Genomic DNA, 18,908 nt, shown 5'->3' with positions numbered 1-18,908 from the left:
CTCTGAACAGTCTCGAATCGTAGGCGAGACCTTGGAGATCCACCCGCTCCCGACCCTCTTGGCCGTTCGTGATGAGCACTCCGAAGCGGCCGTGACGTGCCCAGTGCGGTGCGACCATGTTCGACATGTCAGGACCCTCGGTGGTTTCAGCCACGGTCGGGCGTGCGGCGTGTGACGGACGTGAGCCGGTGACCTGAGGCTCTGTGCGCTTCTAGCGTGCCGGTCCAGTGGTGGATCGAAGGGATGGCGATGCGGACGGTCTTGTACTTCCTCACGGCAGTGGCGTTGTCCATGGTGGTGACCCGGACCGCGACCGTTGCGCTGACGATGACGGGCCTGTCCCGCCAGGCAGCGCGGTTCCAGGCACGGTCGGCGTTTTCGGGTGCGGGGTTCACGACCGGCGAGGCCGAGTGGGTGGTCAACCACCCGGTGCGTCGCCGGATCGTGATGCTGCTGATCCTGCTGGGCGGTGCCGGGCTGGTCACCTCGCTCGCAACGTTGGTGGTGTCGCTGTCCCGTCTCGAGCAGGGCGCCGCCGGGGCCGTCCCGGTCGCGCTCGTCGGCGGGGTCGCGGCGTTGTGGGCCATCGGTGGTAGTCGCGTGGTCGACCGTTGGGTCTCGCGGCTCATCGAGCGGCTTCTTGACCGGTTCACCGAGCTGGAGGTCCGCGACTACGAACATCTGCTGCACCTGTCGGACGACTGGAAGGTCGGCGAGCTGCACATCGAGGAAGACGACTGGATCGTCGACGTGCCCCTCGAGGACCTCGACCTGCCCGAGGAAGGTGTCGTGGTGCTGGGCGTGCAACGCGCCGACGGCCGCTACGTCGGGGCACCGAGGCCCCGCACGCGCCTGCACCCCGGCGACACGGTGCTTCTGTACGGACAGGACCGCACCATCGATGAGCTCGATCGTCGACAGGGGGGGGCCTCCGGCGATGACGCGCACGATGCATCACAGGCCCGCCACGACACCCTGATCCAGGAGCAACAGCAAGGCGAACGAGCCGCGGGCGCAACCTGAACCCGGTGTAGCTCCACGCCCTGCATCTGCGCCACCTGCGCCATGGCAGCGCAGGCGACAACGACGGTTCCTCATGGAGCGAGGGAGGCGGAGGGCCGGGTTGCCTGGTGCGGTCCTGATGAAGTGGCGACCCCATGATCGGTTGTGAGAGCGCTTGTCTCGGGCCCGTACGACGGTGGGTCCGAGTCCTCCTCGACGTCGCAAGGATCGCTCCGTAGCGGACTGATCAGCAACTGGCGCCCTCTGCTATCACCCGATCCCCATACTCCTCACTCTGGCTCCGTCAGCTACACCGCTGCCCATTGCATCCGTACGGCCGTGAAGCCGGCAAGGAGTCCGGGGATCGCGGAGGCGAAAGCACGGGCTTGCCAACGATCGAACCACCCTCGCCAAGCGGTCACTGCGCCGACGGCGATACCCAGAGGAACAGCCCAGATCACCGCGAAGCCAGCAATGAGCACGTCAGTTGGGAACACCTCGACCACCAGCAGAACTGCAAGCTCACCCAGGAGTCCAGTGGCAAGGCCCGCCGCCCCTCCGACAAGTCCGCCGCGCAGGATTCGAGTCATCGCATCTCCAGGCAGCGAGCCTAGACCTCCCAGGGCCATGGCAGTTCGCGCGGACGGTGGCCGCTGTATCTCCTTTGCCGGGAGGTCCCGCGAAGGTGCGGGCTGCGGGGGGCCGCAAGACCTCTGGTAGCCACCGCTCCCGAGACTTTCTAGACCGGTCACGAAACCTCTGGTAGCTGTCCGGTATCGACACTCCGCACGGCCCTCCCCGGAGCCGGCCGGCCCCGGGATCCGCCCGAACCCATCAGCTCAGGCCTCTACCCTGCGGCACGAGAAGGAGACGCAATGAAGATGTCCAAGGGTCGTGCGATCTTGATCTCTGTCGCGAGCCTCCTCGGGGTCGCAGCCCTTGTGCGGGCAATCATGCAAGCCGATTGGGGCCCTGCATTGATCACGCTCGCCATGGCCCTTGTCGCGACCGGTCTTCTCCTCGGCTCCCGCGCGAAGGAGGAGCCGGATCCGGCGCCTCGTTCAGACCTCTGAGATCCGCAGCTCTATCCACTTTGCCGGCACGCGCGGAATCCTCTCTCACCTAGCATGGCCAACGACCGGGCCATTGGGACTGACGTGAGCTGGGACGTCTTCATTCAGGACATCCCCCTCAACGCGAGCCGTCCGAAAGACATCCCGGACGACTTTCAACCGACGCCACTTCAACTTGACCGAGCCTCGGTCGTCCGCATCGCCGACGCCCTCGACATCGGCACGATCAACGACAGCGAGCCCGCGTGGGTCCGTTGGGAAGGGCCTGGGTTCGACATCGAGCTCAACATGCCGGGCGATCCGGTTGACCACTTCGCGATGCACTGTCGAGGAGACGTCGACGCGTGCCGGCAGGCCGCGACCTCGTTGGTGAAAGCGTTGGACGTGCGCGCCTTCGCGGTGGAGGACGGCGTGATCATCGGGTGACCGTGCCAACTCGGGGCTCGCCGGGGAAGCCCCGGTCATGCAGGCCACCTCGATGCCCCAGACCCATCCCTCTGGTAGCCACCGCTCTCGCCACTCTCCAGTGCGCCGACGAACTCTCTGGGATCCACCGCTCTCTCTCTCCAAGATCCCTGGGGAGGCACCAAGTGGCATCCTGCACGCGGATGGCTTGGGGGCGCTGGGTATGTGAGACGTCGCGGAGACCACGAGGGGTCGGCGTGATCTGCCGAAGGCGCGTGACCCTCGCCTCACCACCATCCGGCGTGGTGGGACCCTCACTGACGCCGACCATCACCTGCTCGCGCTGTGGGCGGCCACCTGCGCCGAGCTGGTCCTGCAGGCTTGTTCGGGAGACGTCAGCCCGTCGGACCCGCGGCCGCCAGGCCACTGACGGGGCTGCCCGGCACGCGGCGTTCGCCGTAGGCCAGGCCGCAGTCGTGGCCCACGTCGCCGCCCACGACCTGGGGGCGGCGGCCTACGCGATCAAGGCCCTCGCGCTGGCCGATCAGGCATCGCCGCTGCCCGATCGGTCGTGGGTGGTGTGGAGGCAAGGCGGCCGGGCACCACCGGGGTCATCGCATCCGGTCGTGGGCGGCCGCCCAGCGTTCGGCGGCGCGTCGTGCGCCGGCGGCCACGAGGGCGGTGAGGTCGGGGTCGTCCGGCACGGGGAAGGACGTGTAGCCACTGCGGCCACCCTCGACCGGGCGCCCGTAGGCCTTGCTCGCCAGCCGTCCGTCGGGGAGCATCCGCACGTTCAGCGTGGTGAGGCGGAACGTCCGGTCGCGCCGGGTGGCCTCCCACTGCAACGCGTCCGGGATCGCCACGTTGATCGCCAGCGCGCTGACCTCGACTTCGTCACCCTTGTCCGCCACGGTTGCTCCTCGCGCCACCCGATCGACCAGGTGCCAGTCAACCCGACGGCAGCGCTCGTCGGGCGGCCGTGGCCCAGGGAGGTCAGGGCTGGCGACCGGTGGCGGCCAGCAGCCGCGCGGTGAGCGTGGCGTCGCCGCCCACCTCGACCGGCTCGCCGAACACGCCAGCGGCGCGGTACTCCTCGAAGCGGGGCACCAGCATCTCCCAGAGTCCCGTGACGAGCTCGTCGGACATGGGGTGGTCCTGACCGAGCGCACGCCCCAGGTCGTGGACCCGCAGCCCGCGGAAGGTCGCCAGGTGGGCGATGGCCTCGCGGGCCGGGTGATCGCCGTAGGTGAAGTGCACGACGCGCCGGTCGAGGTCCTCCTCGTCGAGGGCCGTGATGGCCTCGATCGACGTGTCGACCAGCTCCCGGTAGCGCGTGGCCGGGTCGTCGCCGAGCAGGTCACCACCGATCGGCTCCCCGAAGGCGTCCGCGCCCACCTCCTCCATCCGCTGCCCCGCCACCATCGCCGGCACCCAGGCCTCGTCGTAGGCCAGGTACCCGACGATCTCGCGGACCGTGTAGGTCTGGTCGCCGAGGGTCGGGAACTCCGGTGGCAGCTGCTGGTCCCACTGGCCGTCGGTGATCCGGTCGACCACCCGGGCCAGTTCGACGTCGGCGAGGACGAAGGTGTCGCGCTCGGACATGGAGGTGTCCTGTCATCGGGGAGGAGAGGCAGTGTGGCGGGTGTTCCGGACGGGATGTGTCCGGATCGGCCGTGACCGGCGGCGGACCGAGCCGGTCGACCCGGACGGCCGGTGGGCAGGTCACCCGCGGGCGCGCTCGCCCTCGGCCGCCTGCGCCACGACCTGGTCGATGCGGCCGCGCCGGGTCTCGCTGCGCATGGCGGTCACCACCCAGAACAGCATCTGCTTGCGCGCCGACGGCGGGAAGCCGTCCCAGGACTCCCGCGCGGCCGGCACGGCGTCGAGCGCGGTCGCGAGGTCGTCGGGCTCGACCAGGTCCTCGACGTCGTCGAGGATCTCCCACCAGCCGTTGGCCTTCGCGACCTCGATGGCCCGGCGACCGCGCTCCCGCATCAGCCCGTCGGCCTCGAGGCGTGCCACGCGCACCTTGTTGGTGCGTGCCCAGGTCGAGCGCGGCTTGCGGGGGGTGACCAGCTGCAGTTGCCGTTCCTCGTCCAGCACGTTGACGGTGGAGTCGACCCAGCCGACGCACAGGGCCTCCTCGACCACGGCGTCGTAGGCGACGGTGTCGCGGCCCGTGGGCGTCCGCCAGGTCGCGACCCACACCCCACGATCGTCGTCCTGGTGCGCGAGCAGCCAAGCACGCCACGCCGCCCGGTCCGCCGGGTGGTAGATCGGGTAGCCGAACCTCCACGTGTCGGGGTGGTCGGATGCGGTCGGCGGGACGTCGCCCATGGCAGGACCTCCGGGTCGAGCCCAGCATGCCACGGCCGCGTGTCCGGATCGTCCGGGTCGGCGGTCAGCGGATCCCGACGAGGTCGCCGGTGTTGGTGCCCACCACGACGGTGTCGCCGACGACGGTCGGGGTCGAGGCCATGTAGTTGCCGTCGGTGCCGACCGGGACGCGCCAGCGCTCGCCGCCGTCGGACGGGTCCAGCCCGACCAGCGAGCCCCCTTCCTCCACGACCAGCAGGACCGGGTCGGGACCCTCGACCAGGGTCGGCGAGGCGTAGACCGCGTCCCCGACGTCGACCTCCCACGCGGTCGACCCGTCGGCGACCTCGAAGGCCGCGACGGTGCCGGTGGCCGTGGCGATCCAGCCGCCCCCGTCGCCGTCCAGGGCGGCCGATGCGTAGACCGGTCCGTCCAGGTCGGTGTCCCATGCGACCTCGCCCCCGTCGGTGTCGACGGCGACGAGCCGGCCGTTGGTGCTGGCCACCATGACCCGGTCACCAGCCACCGCCGGCGTCGCCGCGATCCCGTCCACGAAGGTGTCGTCGGCGAGCGGCCCGAGCGAGACCTCGAAGGCCACGGTGCCGTCCGCCGCGTCCAGCCCCCACAGCGTGTTGGCCGTGTCACCCACGACCAGCAGGTCGCCGGCCACGGCCACAAATCCGTCGATCAGACCCGCCAACGCCGTGCGCCAGGCCTCGCGGCCGTCGACGGCCCCCAGCGCCACCACCTCGTCACCCGTCCCCACGACGACCCGTCCGTCCACGAGCAGGGGCGAGGAGCGCACTCGGGCACCGAGTTCGGTCGTCCATCCGGGCGACCCGTCGACGACCGACAGCGTCGTGACGGTGCCGTCGAGGCCGGCCACGACCAAGTGGCTGCCGAGCAGGGTCGCGGAGGCCTCGGTGGGCGAGACGTCGACGCGCCACCGCTCACGCCCGGTGGCGGCCTCGACCAGCACCACCTGGTCGTCGCCGAGCGGCACCGCGACGGCGTCGTCGACGACGACCGGGGAGGCGATCACCGGTTCGTCGCCGTCGACGGTCCAGGTGGACGCCGGCTCGTCGGCGATCGTCCCGCGGACCCGTCCGGGACGGTCCGGCCCGTCCCGGAAGGTCGACGTGGCGGACGTGTCCTCGACGTCGACCGGGTCCGAGTCCGCTCGGCACCCGGTGATGGCGACGAGCGCGCATGCGACCAGGGCGAGCAGCCGGACCGGCGCGCGCGTCCGAGCCCACCGCGGGGGTCGATCCGTCGCGTGCCGGACGCGGAGCGCCACCTAGGCGAACCGGTCCGCGTCCCGCAGCGCGTCGGCGTAGGCCCGGTCCTTCATCGACGTCAGCGTCCGCAGTCGATGACGTTGCTCGGCCTCCGTGGCGTTGCGGATCCAGTCACCGGCGAGCGTGTCGAAGCGTTCCTCGGCCGTGGTGCGGATGTCGTCGCGGTCGAGGTAGCGCCCGATGTCGGCGAGGTCGAGCAGGTCGCGGAGGGCCTCCTCGTCCTCGTCGCGGTCCACGACGTAGGCGTCGACGAGCAGTGTGGGGTCGTCGGGGTCCTCGTCGAGGCACATCCTGCCGGTGTGCATCGCCATGTTGAGCTGGCGCATCTCGTGGGCGTGACGGACGAACACCGCCAGCTCGGCGGCGTGCTCCGGTGAGGGCTCGGCCTTCATCAGGGCCTTGTAGTCCTTGCGGAGCTCGCGGATGTCGGCGTCGGGGACGACCGGCTTGCGGTTGGCCATGACGGCTCCTCGCGGGCGGGGGGCGGCACGACGGTGGCCGCCGGGGGGCCGTCCGGCAGGCTACTGGTCCGCGGCGAGCGGTCGCCGACCCATGAAGCCCTGGTCGACGGCGTGGAACCAGGCGACCTCGGGCTCGTTCTCGAGCCAGCACAGGAAGACGTCGTCACCGTCGCGCGTGCTCGGGAAGTCCAGCAGCAACGGGGCGTAGCCCTGGACGGCCAGCCCCCAGGCGCGGAACCCGTCGAGGAGGTCACCCATCGTGGCCTCCAGCGCCTTGATGTCGGGGATCGCCACGTCCTGTCCCGAGTTGTGGGCGCGGGTCGCCCCGACCAGGTCGGCGCGCACGGCCACCAGCCGGCTCGCCCGCTCACGGATGTCGGGCACCAGCGCGTTGGCCTCGTCGAGGCTGAAGGTCCGCGCCACGCGGCGTTCCTGTCACGGTCGAGGAGCCTCCACCCTAGGCGGGCCACGTCGAGCCCGGAGACCGGCCCGGTGGCCCCGCACGCAACGTGGCGACGCGAGCCGCCAGATGGCGACGCTCGGCCGGGTTGGTGGTGAGGTCGTGGGCCCGCGCCAGTGCCCGCACCGCCTCGTCGGTGCGGCCGAGGTCGGCCAGGCACTCCCCGACGGCCACGTGCAGGTAGGGCCAGCGCTGCAGGGTCGGGTCCTCGCGCAGGGACGCGAGGGCCGCCCAGCCGGCCTCGGGCCCCCGGGCGTGGCCGCGGGCGACGGCGGCGTTCACCTCGACGACCTTCGAGGGTGCGCGGGCCAGCAGCTCCCCGTAGAGCAGGTCGATCTGCGCCCAGTCGGTCGCCTCCCACCTGTCGGCGTCGGCGTGGCAGGCCGCGATGGCGGCCTGGACCTGGTGGGCACCCGGCGTGCCGCGACGCAGGGCCCGCTCGAGCACCTCGCGGCCCGCCGCGAGCATCGACTGGTCCCACTGCCGCCGGTCCTGGTCCTCGAGCCGGACGAGCCGGCCCCGGTCGTCCACCCGGGCCGGGGCGCGGGCACGGGTCAGGAGCAACAGCGCGAGCAGGCCACCGACCTCGGCCTCGTCCGGCATCAGCTCGGCCAGCAGGCCGGCCAGCCGGATCGCCTCGTCCGCGAGGTCGACCCGCTGCAGGTCCTCGCCCGTGGTGGCCACGTAGCCCTCGTTGAAGACCAGGTAGACCACGGCCAGCACGCCGGCGAGGCGGTCGGGCAGGTCGTGGTCCGCCGGCACCCGGAACGGGATCCCGGCGTCGCGGATCTTGCGCTTCGCACGGACCATGCGCTGGGCCATCGTGGCCGGGGCGACGACGAACGCGCGGGCGATCTCGTCGGTGGTGAGGTTGGCGACGTAGCGCAGGGTCATGGCGACCTGTGCCGGGGTGTTCAGGGCCGGGTGGCAGCAGGTGAAGACCATCCGCAGTTCGTCGTCGACGTGGCCGTCCTCCAGCATCCCGTCACCCGCCTCCTCGACGACGCGGAACGCCTCGGCGCCGGTCGGTGCGATCGAGCGTGCGTGGTCGGCCCGCTCCCGGTGCTGCCGCCGGGTCGTGGACCGCACCGCGTCGAGCGCACGACGACGTGCGACGGTGACGAGCCAGCCGGTCGGGTTGTCGGGCACCCCGCGGGTCGGCCAGGAGCGCGCGGCCTCGGCGAGGGCGTCCGCGAGAGCCTCCTCGGCCCGGTCGAAGTCACCGCCCACGGCCCCGACGACCACGGCCAGGATGCGACCGCGGTCCGCACGCAGGGTGCGGGCCAGGGTCGCCTCCGTGGGCGTGGTCGCCGGCCCGTGGCGACGGCGTGTGCTCACTCCTGCTCGAACTCCATGACGGGCCGGACCTCGGTGGAGCCGTACGGGGTCGACGGGGCGCGGGCCGCCCAGTGGACGGCCGTGTCGAGGTCCTCGACGTCGACCACGTAGTACCCGCCGAGCACCTCCTTGGTCTCGGCGAACGGGCCATCGGTCAGCAACGTCTCGTCGTTGCGGATCCGCACCGTCGTCGCGGTCGAGGACGGCAGGAGGGCCTCGCCGGCCACGTGGACTCCTGCCCTTCGCATGTCGTCGGTGTAGGCGAACCAGCGTTGCATCTCGGCCGCCTGCTCGTCCTCGGACTGAGGTCGGTCCTCGCGGTCGTAGAGCATGATCAGGTACTTCATGGTGGATCCCTTCCCCCGGTCGGGGCGTCGAGTGTCGCACACGACCCCGCGTCGGGGGCCGGGTCGGCGAGGCGCCGTCCACCCGACTGTCGTCACGGCCCTCCCGGGGTCGACACCACGCCCTGCGTCCGTGCGACTGTCGATGCCACCCGAGCGTTCAACGCGCGTGACTCGTCGCAGACGGGGTGGCCGGTGGTGCTCGATGGACGCGTGTGGCGGACGTCACGACGCCCGGACGTACCGGCGTCGCCAGGCCGCCGGGGAGGCCGGCTGAGCCGGGCCGACGGCCCAGGTCGACCGACCGTCCGCCGGGCGCGGGCGGCGGCGGAGCGGAATAGGGTGGCAGGTGACGAGGAGCGCCCCCATGTCCGAGATGCGTGAGCAGCAGGTCTTCGCCGACGACCCCATCATCACCGACGGGATCCCGGCCCAGTACCCCGACATCGACGAGCAGGAGACGGTCGAGTGGCTCGAGTCCTTCGACGTCGTCACCGACGAGCGGGGCAAGGCCCGATCCCGCTACCTCCTGCTGCGCCTGCTGGAGCGCGCCCGCCAGCGCAACATCGGCGTGCCCAGCCTCACCACCACCGACTACATCAACACGATCCCGCCGGAGCGCGAGCCGACCTTCCCCGGTGACGAGCACCTCGAACGACGCATCCGCGCCTACATCCGCTGGAACGCGGCCGTCATGGTGCACCGCGCCAACATCGTCCACGGCGTCGGGGGCCACATCGGCTCCTACGCCTCGGCGGCGTCGCTCTACGAGGTCGGCTTCAACCACTTCTTCCGGGGCAAGGACCACCCCGGTGGCGGCGACCAGGTCTACATCCAGGGCCACGCGTCCCCGGGGGTCTACGCCCGCGCGTTCCTGGAGGGACGGCTGACCACCGAGCAGCTCGACGCGTTCCGTCGCGAGGTCCGACCGGGTGGGCTGGCCAGCTATCCCCACCCCCGGCTCATGCCCGAGTTCTGGGAGTTCCCGACGGTCTCGATGGGCTTCGCCGCGATCAACGCGATCTACCAGGCCCGGTTCAACCGCTACCTGCACAACCGCGGCATCCGGGACACCTCCGACCAGCACGTGTGGGCGTTCCTGGGCGACGGCGAGACCGCCGAGCCCGAGACGCTCGGTGCGCTGAGCGTCGCGACCCGGGAGGGCCTGGACAACCTGACCTTCGTCATCAACTGCAACCTCCAGCAGCTCGACGGCCCGGTCCGTGGCAACGGCAAGATCATGCAGGAGCTGGAGGGCGTGTTCCGCGGTGCGGGTTGGAACGTCCTGAAGGTCGTCTGGGGCAGCGAGTGGGACGAACTGCTGGCCAAGGACGTCGACGGGCTGCTCATCAACCGTATGAACGAGGTCCCCGACGGCCAGTTCCAGACCTACACGGTCAAGCCCGGCGACTTCATCCGCGAGGACTTCTTCGGGGCCGACCCGCGCCTACTCAAGATGGTCGAGCACCTGTCCGACGAACAGATCGAGAAGCTGCCACGCGGTGGCCACGACTACCGCAAGGTCTACGCCGCGTTCAAGGCCGCGACCGAGTTCCACGGTGCGCCGACGGTCATCCTCGCCCAGACCATCAAGGGCTGGACGCTCGGGCCGGACTTCGAGGCCCGCAACGCCGTCCACCAGATGAAGAAGCTCAACGAGGAAGCCCTCAAGACGTTCCGTGACCGGCTCTACCTCGACATCTCCGACGAGGAGATCGAGGCCGACCTGCCGCCCTACATCACCTTCGACGACGATGCCGACGAGCAGGTCTACCTGCAGGAGCGACGCGAGAAGCTGGGTGGCTACCTGCCCGAGCGTCGCCCGACCTTCACCATGCCCGAGCTGCCCGAGCCCGACCTCTACGGCGAGCTCAAGAAGGGCTCGGGCAACCAGGAGGTCGCGACGACGATGGCTCTGGTGCGGCTGTTCAAGGACCTGTTCCGCCACAAGGGGAGCGACAAGAACGGCATCGGCAAGCGCATCGTCCCGATCATCCCGGACGAGGCCCGCACCTTCGGCATGGACTCGATGTTCCCGACGCTGAAGCTGTACAGCCCGACCGAGCAGCGCTACGAGTCGGTCGACTCCAACCTGCTGCTGTCCTACCAGCAGTCGCCCAAGGGCCAGATCCTGCACGAGGGGATCACCGAGGCCGGCGCGATGGCGTCGTTCCACGCGGTGGGGTCCAGCTACGCCACCCACGGCGAGCCGATGATCCCGCTGTACATGTTCTACTCGATGTTCGGCTTCCAGCGGACCGGCGACCAGATCTGGTCGGCCGCCGACCAGCGCGCCCGGGGCTTCCTGATCGGGGCCACGGCCGGAGGCACCACCCTCAACGGCGAGGGCCTCCAGCACCAGGACCGCCACTCGCTGTTGCTGGCCCAGTCCAACCCGGCGGTCGAGGCCTACGACCCGTCGTTCGCCTACGAGCTCGCGGTGCTGGTCCAGAACGGCATCGAGCGGATGTTCTCCGACGACCACGTCGAGGGTGGCGAGGACGTCATCTTCTACCTGACCGTCTACAACGAGCCGCGGCTCCAGCCGCCGATGCCCGACGACCTCGACCCCGACGACGTGGTCCGGGGCATCTACCGGTACCGCGAGGGCGAGTCCGGCCAGCACGAGGCCCACATCTTCTCGTCGGGCACGATCATGTACGAGGCCCTGCGGGCCCAGGAACTGCTGGCCGAGGACTTCGACGTGCGGGCCGACGTGTGGTCCGCGCCCGGCTGGAACCGCCTGCTGCGCGACGGGACCGAGTGCGAGGCCTGGAACCGGATGAACCCCGACGAGGAACAGCTCGTGCCCGAGCTGACCACTGTCCTGGAGGGGACCGAGGGTCCCTACATCGCCGTCTCGGACTGGCTGAAGGCGACGCCGGTGCAGATCGCCGACTGGATCCCGGGCCGGTTCGCCGTGCTCGGCACCGACGGCTTCGGTCGCTCGGACACGCGCGAGATGCTCCGACGCTTCCACCGCATCGACGCCGAGTCCATCGCCGTGACGGTGCTGGCGGAGCTCGCGGCGGAGGGGGACGTCGAGTGGTCGACGGTGTCCGACGCCATCACCAAGTACGGGCTGGACGAGCTGCGGCACTGGCCGTTCATCGGCAACCGCCGGACCGGCGACGTCACGTTCTGACCGGAGTGGTCCGGTGGCGCAGTGACGAGCACGGCTATGGGCTGGTCACCCGCGTGCTGCACTGGACCACGGTGGTGCTGGTCGTGGCGCAGTTCGCGCTGGGCTGGGCGCTGACCCGGGCCGACGACCTGCTCGAGCCCCTCGCCGACGCGCGCTTCGGGGGCGAGGAGGACGCCCTGGTCGTCGTGCACGTCGGCATCGGGATCACGATCCTGGTGCTGGCCGTGCTGCGGCTGGGATGGCGACTCGCGACGTCACTGCCACCGTGGGCCGAGGGCCTGTCGTCGCGTGAGCGACGGGTGTCCCACGTCGTCGAGGTGGTCCTCTACACCTGCCTGTTCCTGGTGCCCGTCACGGGGCTGGGGCTGTTCCTGCTGTCGGGTGAGGACTGGGCGCTGGGCGCCGGGCGCGAGTTCGTCGGACCGCTGGAGCTGCTGGACGACGACACGTGGCTGGCGGCACACGTCGCGACCCAGCTGGTGTTCCTCGCGACCCTCGCGGTCCACGTCGGCATGGCGCTCCACCACCAGTTCGTCCGGCGCGACGGCCTGGTGTCGCGGATGCTGTAGCAGGCGGTACGACGCGCGTGTCGGGCCGGGGTCACGTCGCCATCGTCGCGAGCGTGGCGGCCACGGCACCCACGACGGCCACGCCCAGCCGGACACGGTCCGAGACGACCAGCCGTCGCAGGACCGGGTCGGGGCGGTCCGGCGAGAGACGTCCGTGGGCGGGACCGGCCACGGTCGCCGTGATCGTGATCGCGGTGGCGGAGGACACGACGGCGACGACCTGGGCAGCCGTGGGGTCCGACGCCACGACCAGGACGGCCGACACCACCAGCGCGCCGTAGACGACCACGACGATCGGGCCGATCCGACGGGTGTGGGCCGCGTGCACCTCGGGCCAGCGGTCCGGCGTCACGGCGACGAGGCCGGGGTAGACCAGCAGGGTCACGACCACCTGGAACCCCAGGTGCAGCATGCAGGCGGCGAGCAGGGCGTCCTGCGGTGTCACCGTCACTCCCGACCGTCACGTGCCCCCGCACGGCGTCGACGATAGGCCGTCGGCGCGGGTCGCGAACCGCGCGGTCGCGCCCGGGCGTGCGGCCTGCGCCGGGCCGTTGTCCGAGGCACCCTGCGTCTGGTACCAACAGGGGAGTTCCAGCCGTGTCGTTCGGCCCCGCCGGCACGTGCTCGTCGATCCGTGCGGAGCCGCCAGGACCGTGACCTCGGAGTCGACATGGGTGCCGTGACCTTCTACTTCGGGACGATGAACTGTGGGAAGTCCACGCTCGCGCTGCAGATGGCCCACAACGCGCGCGCGGCGGGCCAGTCCGTGCTCCTGTTCTCGAAGCTGGACCGCGCGGGGGCGGTGATCTCGTCGCGGATCGGGTTGTCCCAGCCCGCGACGACCGTGGGCGACGACCTCGACCTGCACCACCACGTCGTGGGCTGCATCGAGGCCGGGGGACCGGTCGACGAGCTGATCGTCGACGAGGCCCAGTTCCTGTCACCGTCCCAGGTCGACCAGCTCGCCCGGCTGGCCGACGAGCGTGACCTCCAGGTGCGCTGCTTCGGGCTGCTCAGCGACTTCCAGACCCGCCTGTTCCCGGGGTCGCAACGGCTCCTGGAGCTGGCCGACCAGCGCGAGGAGCTGCAGTTGGCGGCGCGGTGCTGGTGCGGCGAACGTGGGACCCACAACGCCCGGACGCTGCGTGGACGGATCGTCCGTGACGGTGCGCAGGTCGTGGTCGGTGACGTCGACGACTCGGCCGTGGCGTACGAGGTCCTGTGCCGCCACCACCACCGCGAGGGCATCACCCGCCGCACGGCCGACACCCCCGAGGACGTGGGTGGGGCGACCGCGACCGCGTCGCCGGTCCCGGCCGAGCGTGCGCGACCAGCCCCGACGTCGTCGCGTCAGAAGTAGTCGCGCAGGAACGGCGCCGGGACCGCGAACAGGTGGTCGAGGAGGGCCAGTTCGTCCGCGTCGGCGCCGGTCAGGCGACCGGTCCGTGCCATCGCCGAGGGGCTCGCGAAGCCGGTGTAGATCGTCGACAGCGCACCGATGTCCAGCGCCACGGACCCGGACCCTCCCGGGGTGACCGCCACCTCGCCGTCGTCGGCCTCCAGCACGACGGCCCCGTCGTTGGCCGGCACGCGGCGGTCGGTGATCGCCAGCTCGACCCGCGCGGACAGCGGCGGCCACCCCCGCGCGGCCAGGGCTGCCGGGACGTCGACCAGCCGGGTCATCCAGTGCTGGCTCGTCGGCGGGGGCAGGTGCAGTCCGAGTGGGAGCTGGAACAGGAGTGGCTCGGCCGGGCGCGAGTTGAACGTCGTGGTCTCGGCGACCGAGTAGTGGTGGCCGAGGTTGCGCCACAGCGCGCGCTCGACCTGGTGGTCGATCGCGACCAGGCGCAGCACGCGCAGTCCGTAGGCGCTGTGCCCGTCGCCCGGCTCGGCCGAGGTCTTGGTCGCCAGGGACAGGCCGACGATCGCGTCGCCGCGGCGTGCGACGATCGGCATCTCGGGCTCGTCGGGATCCGGGAGCAGTGCCCGGGCGTGCCACCGGCGGCCACCCACCAGCCCACCCGGCTCGGTGGCGGTGATCCCGTCGTGCAGGGCGACCACCTCGTCGAGGTCGTCCGGCTCGAACGCGTCCAGGACGACGTCGTCACCGGCCGCGGGGAGGTCGAGCAGGTCGCGGGTGCGGACCCGGCGACGGACGTGCTCGCCCGCGACCTCCCAGCCCCAGCTCCGGTAGGGCGCCGAGGTGGACGGGTACAGGCTGGACACGACCAGGCCACGGTCTGCCATCAGCTCCAGCAGGGACGCGAGCAGGGCCGACCCGATGCCGCGGCCACGTCGGTCGGGCGCGACGGCCACGCCACCGACGCCACCCATCGGCACGACCCGGCCACCGAAGGACTGCCCGAAGGGCCACGCGGCTGCATGCCCGACCACGCGGTCACCCTCGACCGCGACCAGGCGATGGTCGTCGGGCACGTAGTCGTCGGCCACGTCGTCCGGGTCGACGTGCATGGCGGAGGTGAAGGCGGCCACGCGCAGTTGCAACGCGGCGTGCGCCTCGTCGGGTCGCAGCAGTCGAACGTCCACCTCGTCACCTCCCGGACGACCAGCGCGATGCTAGGGCCGCGGTCGCCTCGTCGAGCGCGCACGTCCGGCAACGACGAGACCCCCGACGCCTGGTGGCATCGGGGGTCCGGCTGTGGTCAGGGGCGGGGTCGAACCGCCGACACCACGATTTTCAGTCGTGTGCTCTACCAACTGAGCTACCTGACCGGGACGTGCCCCCGCCCCGGAAGGGTCGGGGGCACGCGGAACGCGGACCTGACGGGATTTGAACCCGCGACCTCCACCTTGACAGGGTGGCGAGCACTCCAAACTGCTCCACAGGTCCGTGCACGGTCTTGCGTCTTGCCCTGCTGTCGTCGTCGTGTCACGCCGGTCGTGGGCCGCGCAGGACTCGAACCTGCAACCAGCGGATTAAAAGTCCGATGCTCTGCCAGTTGAGCTAGCGGCCCCTTCTGGACCAGCGCACGAACGAACGCGCAGTCTACCGACTGTGGCTGGACGAGGCCAACCCGGGGCCGGGCGACGTGGTGGTGGTCCAGGTCGCCGTCGGGACAGCGGCGCGGGGCAGTAGCCTGCCGGGGCACTCGCCGGTCCGCCACAGGGAGCGCCATGCCCGAGCCCACGCTGGTCCCACTCGCCGACGTCGACACGGCGCGCGTGTCCAACCTGCTGTCCCGTGCGGGCGAGAAGCGTGGTGGCGACGTCGTGGACGAGGCCGAGCTCGCCCGGCTGTCCGGGCGCCGGTCCCGAAAGGGGTGGACCGCAGCCGTCGCCGAGCAGGAGGGCTCGGTGGTGGGCTACGCCGCGGTCGTCGAGCGTGACGACGCGGTCGGTGGCGACGTGGTGTCGCTGGACGGCGCCGACGTACTGCCGGTGCTGCTGGCGTGGCAACGTGAGCAGGCCGGCGACCGCGAGCTGATCACCTGGCTGCGGTTCTCGACCGAGGACGAGCTGGCCGCGGCCGAGGCTGCCGGGTTCACGATCCGGCGTCGCCTGGGGGTCGTCGGTCGCGGCCTGGCGACCGTGGACGTGGCCGACCCGCCGGACGACCTGCGGATCCGCGCGGTCACCAACGAAGACCTCGACGGCGTGCTCGCCGTGCTGCTGGACGCCTACGACGGGACCGACGACGGCGGGTGGACGCGTGACGAGCTCGAGCGACGACGGGCCTACCCGTGGTACCGCGACCGTGACCTGCTGGTCGCGTCCACGCCCGACGGTCGGATCGCCGGGATCCACTGGACCAAGCAACGCACCACCCACCGCGGCGAGACCTACAACCTCGCGATCGCACCGTGGGCCCAGGGCAAGGGGCTGGGTCGGGCACTGCTGACCGCCGGCATGGCCCACCTGGCCGACATCGGCCTGGACGAGATCATCCTGTGGGTCGACCGCAGCAACCACCGAGCGCTCAAGCTGTACGACTCGGTCGGGTTCGAGACCCTGTGGGACGACGTCGCCCTGACGTAGTTCGGACGCCGTCAGCCGATGCCGGTCAGTCGTCGCGGTCGTCGCCTGGGGCGTCGGCCCGGGGGCGGGGGTGGACCAGTTTGTAGCCCACGCCGCGGACCGTCTGGATCAGCTGCTCGTGCTCGGGTCCGAACTTGGCCCGCAGGCGTCGGACGTGGACGTCGACGGTGCGTGAGCCGCCGTAGTAGTCGTAGCCCCACACCTCCTGCAACAGCAGTTCGCGGGTGAACACGCGGTTGGGGTGGCCGGCCATGGCCTTGATGAGCTCGAACTCCTTGTAGGTGAGGTCGAGCGGGCGCCCACGCAGACGGACCTGGTAGCTGTCCTCGTCGACGACGAGGTCACCGACCTCGGCCGTGGGCTCGGACGCGTCCCGCGCCGCGCGGTCCGCGACCAGCCGCAGGCGGGTCTCGAGTTCGCCCGGGCTGACCCCGGGAAGCATCCAGTCGTCGAAGCCCCACGTGACCTTGAGCGCGGCGAGGCTGGCCTCGCCGGCGACCAGCAGGAGGGGACAGCGCAACTCGTGGGTGGTGACCCGGCGGCACACCGACATGGCCTCGCGCAGGTCGCCCGTCGCGTCCACGACGACCACGTCGACGTGCTGGAGACCGGTCACGCGACCGGGGTCCAGCGGGACCTCGTCCAGGGTGTGCGCGAGGAACTCCAGCGAGGGGAGCAACCCCTTGGCCCCGGAGGCTCGGTCGGTGAGCACGAACAGATGCATTCTGGCAGCATAGGCACTGATGACTGGACACCTTTCCACGCCTGCGGATCGCCCCGCACCCCGGGTGGCGGATCCCGCCGCCGACGCGGCCGGCGCCCCCGAGGCACTCGCCGCGCCCGTGCGCGGGCCGCTGCGCCGGTTCCTCGAGGCACGGGGCACGCTTGGCCGCCACCATGCGCCGCATCGCCGACGTCGCCTGCACGCCGCCGACGGGGTGTGGCTGTCGGCCGTGTCCCTGCCCGGGCCCGCCCGCTGGCGGGATCCGGCGACGGTCCCGGCCGTCGTGCTGCTGCACGGGTTCGCGGCGAGTGCCGCCAAGCCGGCGTACGCCCGGCTGGCCGACGAGTTGTCGCGCGACCTGGCGGTGCTGTCGGTCGACCTGCGTGGGCACGGTCGGTCCGCTGGCTCGTCGACCCTGGGCGACGCCGAGCGCCACGACGTCGCCGCGGCGGTCGCCGCGCTGCGCGCCGACGGGCACCGGCACGTGACCGCGCTCGGCGTGTCCATGGGCTCGACCGCCGCCGTCCACGCCGCTGCCACCGGCGTCGACGTGGACGCGCTGGTGCTGGTCTCCGGACCGGGGTGGTTCGACGAGGAACCGGCCACCGAGCCCCTGCGCCAGCTCCACCGGCACTGGCACTCGCCCTGGTCCCGGCTGGTGATGCGGCGTGCCCTGCACGTCGACGTCGCGCCGCCGGCGACCTGGTCGGAGCCACGACATCCCGCCGACGTGCTCCCGGCCGACCTGCCCACCCTGGTGGTGCACGGTCGTGACGACAGCTACTTCCCGGTCGGGCACGGCGAGGCGCTGGCCCGTGGCGACCGGGCCGTGCTGTGGGTCGAGCCGGTCTTCGGCCACGCCGAGGACGGGCTCACGCCGGAATTCTGCCACCGGCTCGCCGACGCGATCACGTCGGCCGCCGAGGCGGGCGGGTTCGTGGAGGCGGCGGGCGGTCCGTCCTCCGCGCCGCCCGGGGACGCGGTCGCCCCGCCAGCCACGTGGCCTCCGCGCACGGAGGTCGCCTGATGCGCGTGCGGCTGTTCGCCGCGATCGCCGACGCTGCGGGGGCACGCGAGCTCGACCTCGACGTCACCACGGTCCCCGAACTGCTGGCGCGGCTCGCGGCCGACCACGGTGAGCTGATGGCCGCCCGGCTGACGACGGCCAGCGTGTGGGTGGACGAGGTCGTCGTGGCCCCGGACGACGACTCGGTCGACCTGTCGACCGCGGACGAGGTGGTGGTCGTCCCTCCCTTCGCGGGCGGTGCCGGGCCCCGGTAGCGTCGACCGCTCCCCGACTCGAGGCTCGTGATGGACGTCGTGCTCGCTGCCCACTCCGGACTGCGCTGGCTGGTCCTGGCCGGCCTGGTCGCCGTGATCGCCTGGGCCTTCACCGGGGACCGGAGCGGGGTCCCGACCTGGGTCCGGGTCGTCGGCGGGATCTTCGCTCTGCAGGTGGTGCTGGGCCTCGTGCTCTACGTCGCCGACCAGGGCTGGGAGCAGGGACCCTTCCTCGCGATGTGGCACCCGGTCGCGATGATCGCCGCCCTGGGCGTGTTCCAGGTCGGCACCGCGCGTGCCGGCCGCGGCGAGGGGCCTCCACGGGTGCTCGGACTCTTCACGCTCGTGGCGCTCGTCCTGGTGCTGGCCGGCATCCCCTGGTTCCGCCCACTGATGTGATCCCCGGCAGCTTGCCGGTTTGCACTGTTTGCACCATCATGGTCGCTGCCCGGTGCGCGTGGCCATGACCCTGCGGACGTCGCGCCGTTGGCCGACC

Annotated in this window: 21 protein-coding genes, 3 tRNA genes and 1 pseudogene; 11 read left to right on the top strand and 14 right to left on the bottom strand. The window is 71.6% G+C overall.

The genetic code is table 11. The features are described from left to right. Positions 1 to 249: 249 nt before the first annotated feature. The 4 genes and pseudogenes from KR546_RS01390 to KR546_RS19875 form a co-directional block, all read left to right on the top strand. Entirely contained in the window at positions 250 to 1,023 is a 774-nt protein-coding gene (locus tag KR546_RS01390; RefSeq protein WP_238442898.1) for a TrkA C-terminal domain-containing protein, read from the top strand. Between the two features lie 854 nt (positions 1,024 to 1,877). Beyond that, positions 1,878 to 2,075, top strand: a complete 198-nt coding sequence (locus KR546_RS01385) for a hypothetical protein (RefSeq protein WP_238442897.1) — start codon at positions 1,878 to 1,880, stop codon at positions 2,073 to 2,075. Positions 2,076 to 2,159: 84 nt separating this feature from the next. Further along, on the top strand, positions 2,160 to 2,501 hold the full coding sequence (locus KR546_RS01380; protein WP_238442896.1) for a hypothetical protein: 342 nt from the start codon (positions 2,160 to 2,162) through the stop codon (positions 2,499 to 2,501). Between the two features lie 241 nt (positions 2,502 to 2,742). Continuing rightward, positions 2,743 to 3,022: pseudogene (locus KR546_RS19875) on the top strand (putative immunity protein); the annotation flags it as partial. A gap of 69 nt (positions 3,023 to 3,091) precedes the next feature. Here KR546_RS19875 and KR546_RS01370 read toward each other — a convergent pair. From KR546_RS01370 to KR546_RS01335, 8 genes are all read right to left on the bottom strand, one after another. Beyond that, entirely contained in the window at positions 3,092 to 3,391 is a 300-nt protein-coding gene (locus KR546_RS01370) for a hypothetical protein (RefSeq protein WP_238442895.1), read from the bottom strand. Positions 3,392 to 3,473: 82 nt separating this feature from the next. Further along, positions 3,474 to 4,082, bottom strand: a complete 609-nt coding sequence (locus tag KR546_RS01365) for a DinB family protein (protein WP_238442894.1) — start codon at positions 4,080 to 4,082, stop codon at positions 3,474 to 3,476. A 120-nt stretch (positions 4,083 to 4,202) separates the two neighbouring features. Then, on the bottom strand, positions 4,203 to 4,817 hold the full coding sequence (locus KR546_RS01360) for a YdeI/OmpD-associated family protein (protein WP_238442893.1): 615 nt from the start codon (positions 4,815 to 4,817) through the stop codon (positions 4,203 to 4,205). 64 nt (positions 4,818 to 4,881) lie between these two features. Beyond that, a complete protein-coding gene (locus KR546_RS01355; RefSeq protein ID WP_238442892.1) occupies positions 4,882 to 6,093 on the bottom strand; it encodes a PQQ-like beta-propeller repeat protein in 1,212 nt (403 codons plus the stop codon). Next, complete coding sequence (locus KR546_RS01350) at positions 6,094 to 6,555, bottom strand: hypothetical protein (protein ID WP_238442891.1); 462 nt, start codon at positions 6,553 to 6,555, stop codon at positions 6,094 to 6,096. It abuts the gene before it with no gap. Positions 6,556 to 6,615: 60 nt separating this feature from the next. After that, the gene (locus tag KR546_RS01345) at positions 6,616 to 6,978 is read right to left on the bottom strand and encodes a DUF2203 domain-containing protein (protein ID WP_238442890.1); all 363 of its coding nucleotides are present in this window, start codon (positions 6,976 to 6,978) and stop codon (positions 6,616 to 6,618) included. A gap of 34 nt (positions 6,979 to 7,012) precedes the next feature. After that, the gene (locus KR546_RS01340; RefSeq protein WP_238442889.1) at positions 7,013 to 8,353 is read right to left on the bottom strand and encodes an RNA polymerase sigma factor; all 1,341 of its coding nucleotides are present in this window, start codon (positions 8,351 to 8,353) and stop codon (positions 7,013 to 7,015) included. Next, positions 8,350 to 8,700, bottom strand: coding sequence for a YciI family protein (locus KR546_RS01335; protein ID WP_238442888.1), 351 nt, complete (start codon positions 8,698 to 8,700; stop codon positions 8,350 to 8,352). Before KR546_RS01335 ends, KR546_RS01340 begins: the two co-directional genes overlap by 4 nt. A gap of 373 nt (positions 8,701 to 9,073) precedes the next feature. Between KR546_RS01335 and aceE the strand changes: the two genes are divergently transcribed. Together aceE and KR546_RS01325 are read left to right on the top strand one after the other, a co-directional pair. Beyond that, positions 9,074 to 11,842 carry a pyruvate dehydrogenase (acetyl-transferring), homodimeric type gene (gene aceE, locus KR546_RS01330; RefSeq protein WP_420804230.1) on the top strand — a complete coding sequence of 923 codons (2,769 nt, stop codon included), beginning with the start codon at positions 9,074 to 9,076 and terminating at the stop codon, positions 11,840 to 11,842. Then, positions 11,743 to 12,411, top strand: coding sequence for a cytochrome b (locus KR546_RS01325; RefSeq protein ID WP_338019062.1), 669 nt, complete (start codon positions 11,743 to 11,745; stop codon positions 12,409 to 12,411). The genes aceE and KR546_RS01325 overlap by 100 nt, the downstream gene beginning before the upstream one ends. Before the next feature lie 31 nt (positions 12,412 to 12,442). On the opposite strand, the gene KR546_RS01320 is transcribed toward KR546_RS01325, so the two are convergent. Further along, positions 12,443 to 12,856, bottom strand: a complete 414-nt coding sequence (locus KR546_RS01320) for a hypothetical protein (protein WP_238442885.1) — start codon at positions 12,854 to 12,856, stop codon at positions 12,443 to 12,445. A gap of 225 nt (positions 12,857 to 13,081) precedes the next feature. On the opposite strand from KR546_RS01320, the gene KR546_RS01315 reads away from it, so the two are divergent. Further along, positions 13,082 to 13,771 carry a thymidine kinase gene (locus tag KR546_RS01315; RefSeq protein WP_238442884.1) on the top strand — a complete coding sequence of 230 codons (690 nt, stop codon included), beginning with the start codon at positions 13,082 to 13,084 and terminating at the stop codon, positions 13,769 to 13,771. On the opposite strand, the gene KR546_RS01310 is transcribed toward KR546_RS01315, so the two are convergent. From KR546_RS01310 to KR546_RS01295, 4 genes are all read right to left on the bottom strand, one after another. Continuing rightward, positions 13,762 to 14,958, bottom strand: coding sequence for a GNAT family N-acetyltransferase (locus KR546_RS01310; protein ID WP_238442883.1), 1,197 nt, complete (start codon positions 14,956 to 14,958; stop codon positions 13,762 to 13,764). The two genes, KR546_RS01315 and KR546_RS01310, sit on opposite strands and share 10 nt — an antisense overlap. A gap of 113 nt (positions 14,959 to 15,071) precedes the next feature. After that, a tRNA-Phe gene (locus KR546_RS01305) sits at positions 15,072 to 15,144 on the bottom strand. Between the two features lie 43 nt (positions 15,145 to 15,187). Next, positions 15,188 to 15,262 (bottom strand) — tRNA-Asp (locus KR546_RS01300). A 51-nt stretch (positions 15,263 to 15,313) separates the two neighbouring features. Then, positions 15,314 to 15,386 (bottom strand) — tRNA-Lys (locus tag KR546_RS01295). A 160-nt stretch (positions 15,387 to 15,546) separates the two neighbouring features. Here KR546_RS01295 and KR546_RS01290 point away from each other — a divergent pair. Next, positions 15,547 to 16,407 (top strand): GNAT family N-acetyltransferase, encoded by an 861-nt coding sequence (locus KR546_RS01290; RefSeq protein WP_238442882.1) that lies wholly within the window; start codon positions 15,547 to 15,549, stop codon positions 16,405 to 16,407. Between the two features lie 25 nt (positions 16,408 to 16,432). On the opposite strand, the gene KR546_RS19520 is transcribed toward KR546_RS01290, so the two are convergent. Then, a complete protein-coding gene (locus KR546_RS19520) occupies positions 16,433 to 17,119 on the bottom strand; it encodes a winged helix-turn-helix transcriptional regulator (RefSeq protein WP_238442881.1) in 687 nt (228 codons plus the stop codon). A gap of 31 nt (positions 17,120 to 17,150) precedes the next feature. Between KR546_RS19520 and KR546_RS01280 the strand changes: the two genes are divergently transcribed. The 3 genes from KR546_RS01280 to KR546_RS01270 are packed head-to-tail and all read left to right on the top strand — an operon-like array spanning position 17,151 to position 18,811. Beyond that, on the top strand, positions 17,151 to 18,158 hold the full coding sequence (locus KR546_RS01280; RefSeq protein WP_238442880.1) for an alpha/beta hydrolase: 1,008 nt from the start codon (positions 17,151 to 17,153) through the stop codon (positions 18,156 to 18,158). Continuing rightward, on the top strand, positions 18,158 to 18,412 hold the full coding sequence (locus KR546_RS01275) for a MoaD/ThiS family protein (RefSeq protein ID WP_238442879.1): 255 nt from the start codon (positions 18,158 to 18,160) through the stop codon (positions 18,410 to 18,412). The genes KR546_RS01280 and KR546_RS01275 overlap by 1 nt, the downstream gene beginning before the upstream one ends. A gap of 30 nt (positions 18,413 to 18,442) precedes the next feature. After that, positions 18,443 to 18,811, top strand: coding sequence for a hypothetical protein (locus KR546_RS01270; protein ID WP_238442878.1), 369 nt, complete (start codon positions 18,443 to 18,445; stop codon positions 18,809 to 18,811). The last annotated feature ends 97 nt before the right edge of the window (positions 18,812 to 18,908 follow it).

Origin of the sequence: Salsipaludibacter albus (assembly GCF_019798055.1) — a bacterium.
Classification (GTDB): Bacteria; Actinomycetota; Nitriliruptoria; order Nitriliruptorales; family Nitriliruptoraceae; genus Salsipaludibacter; species Salsipaludibacter albus.
The sequence above is the reverse complement of the archived record's forward strand: the minus strand, read 5'-3'. Positions and strand labels throughout refer to the sequence as shown.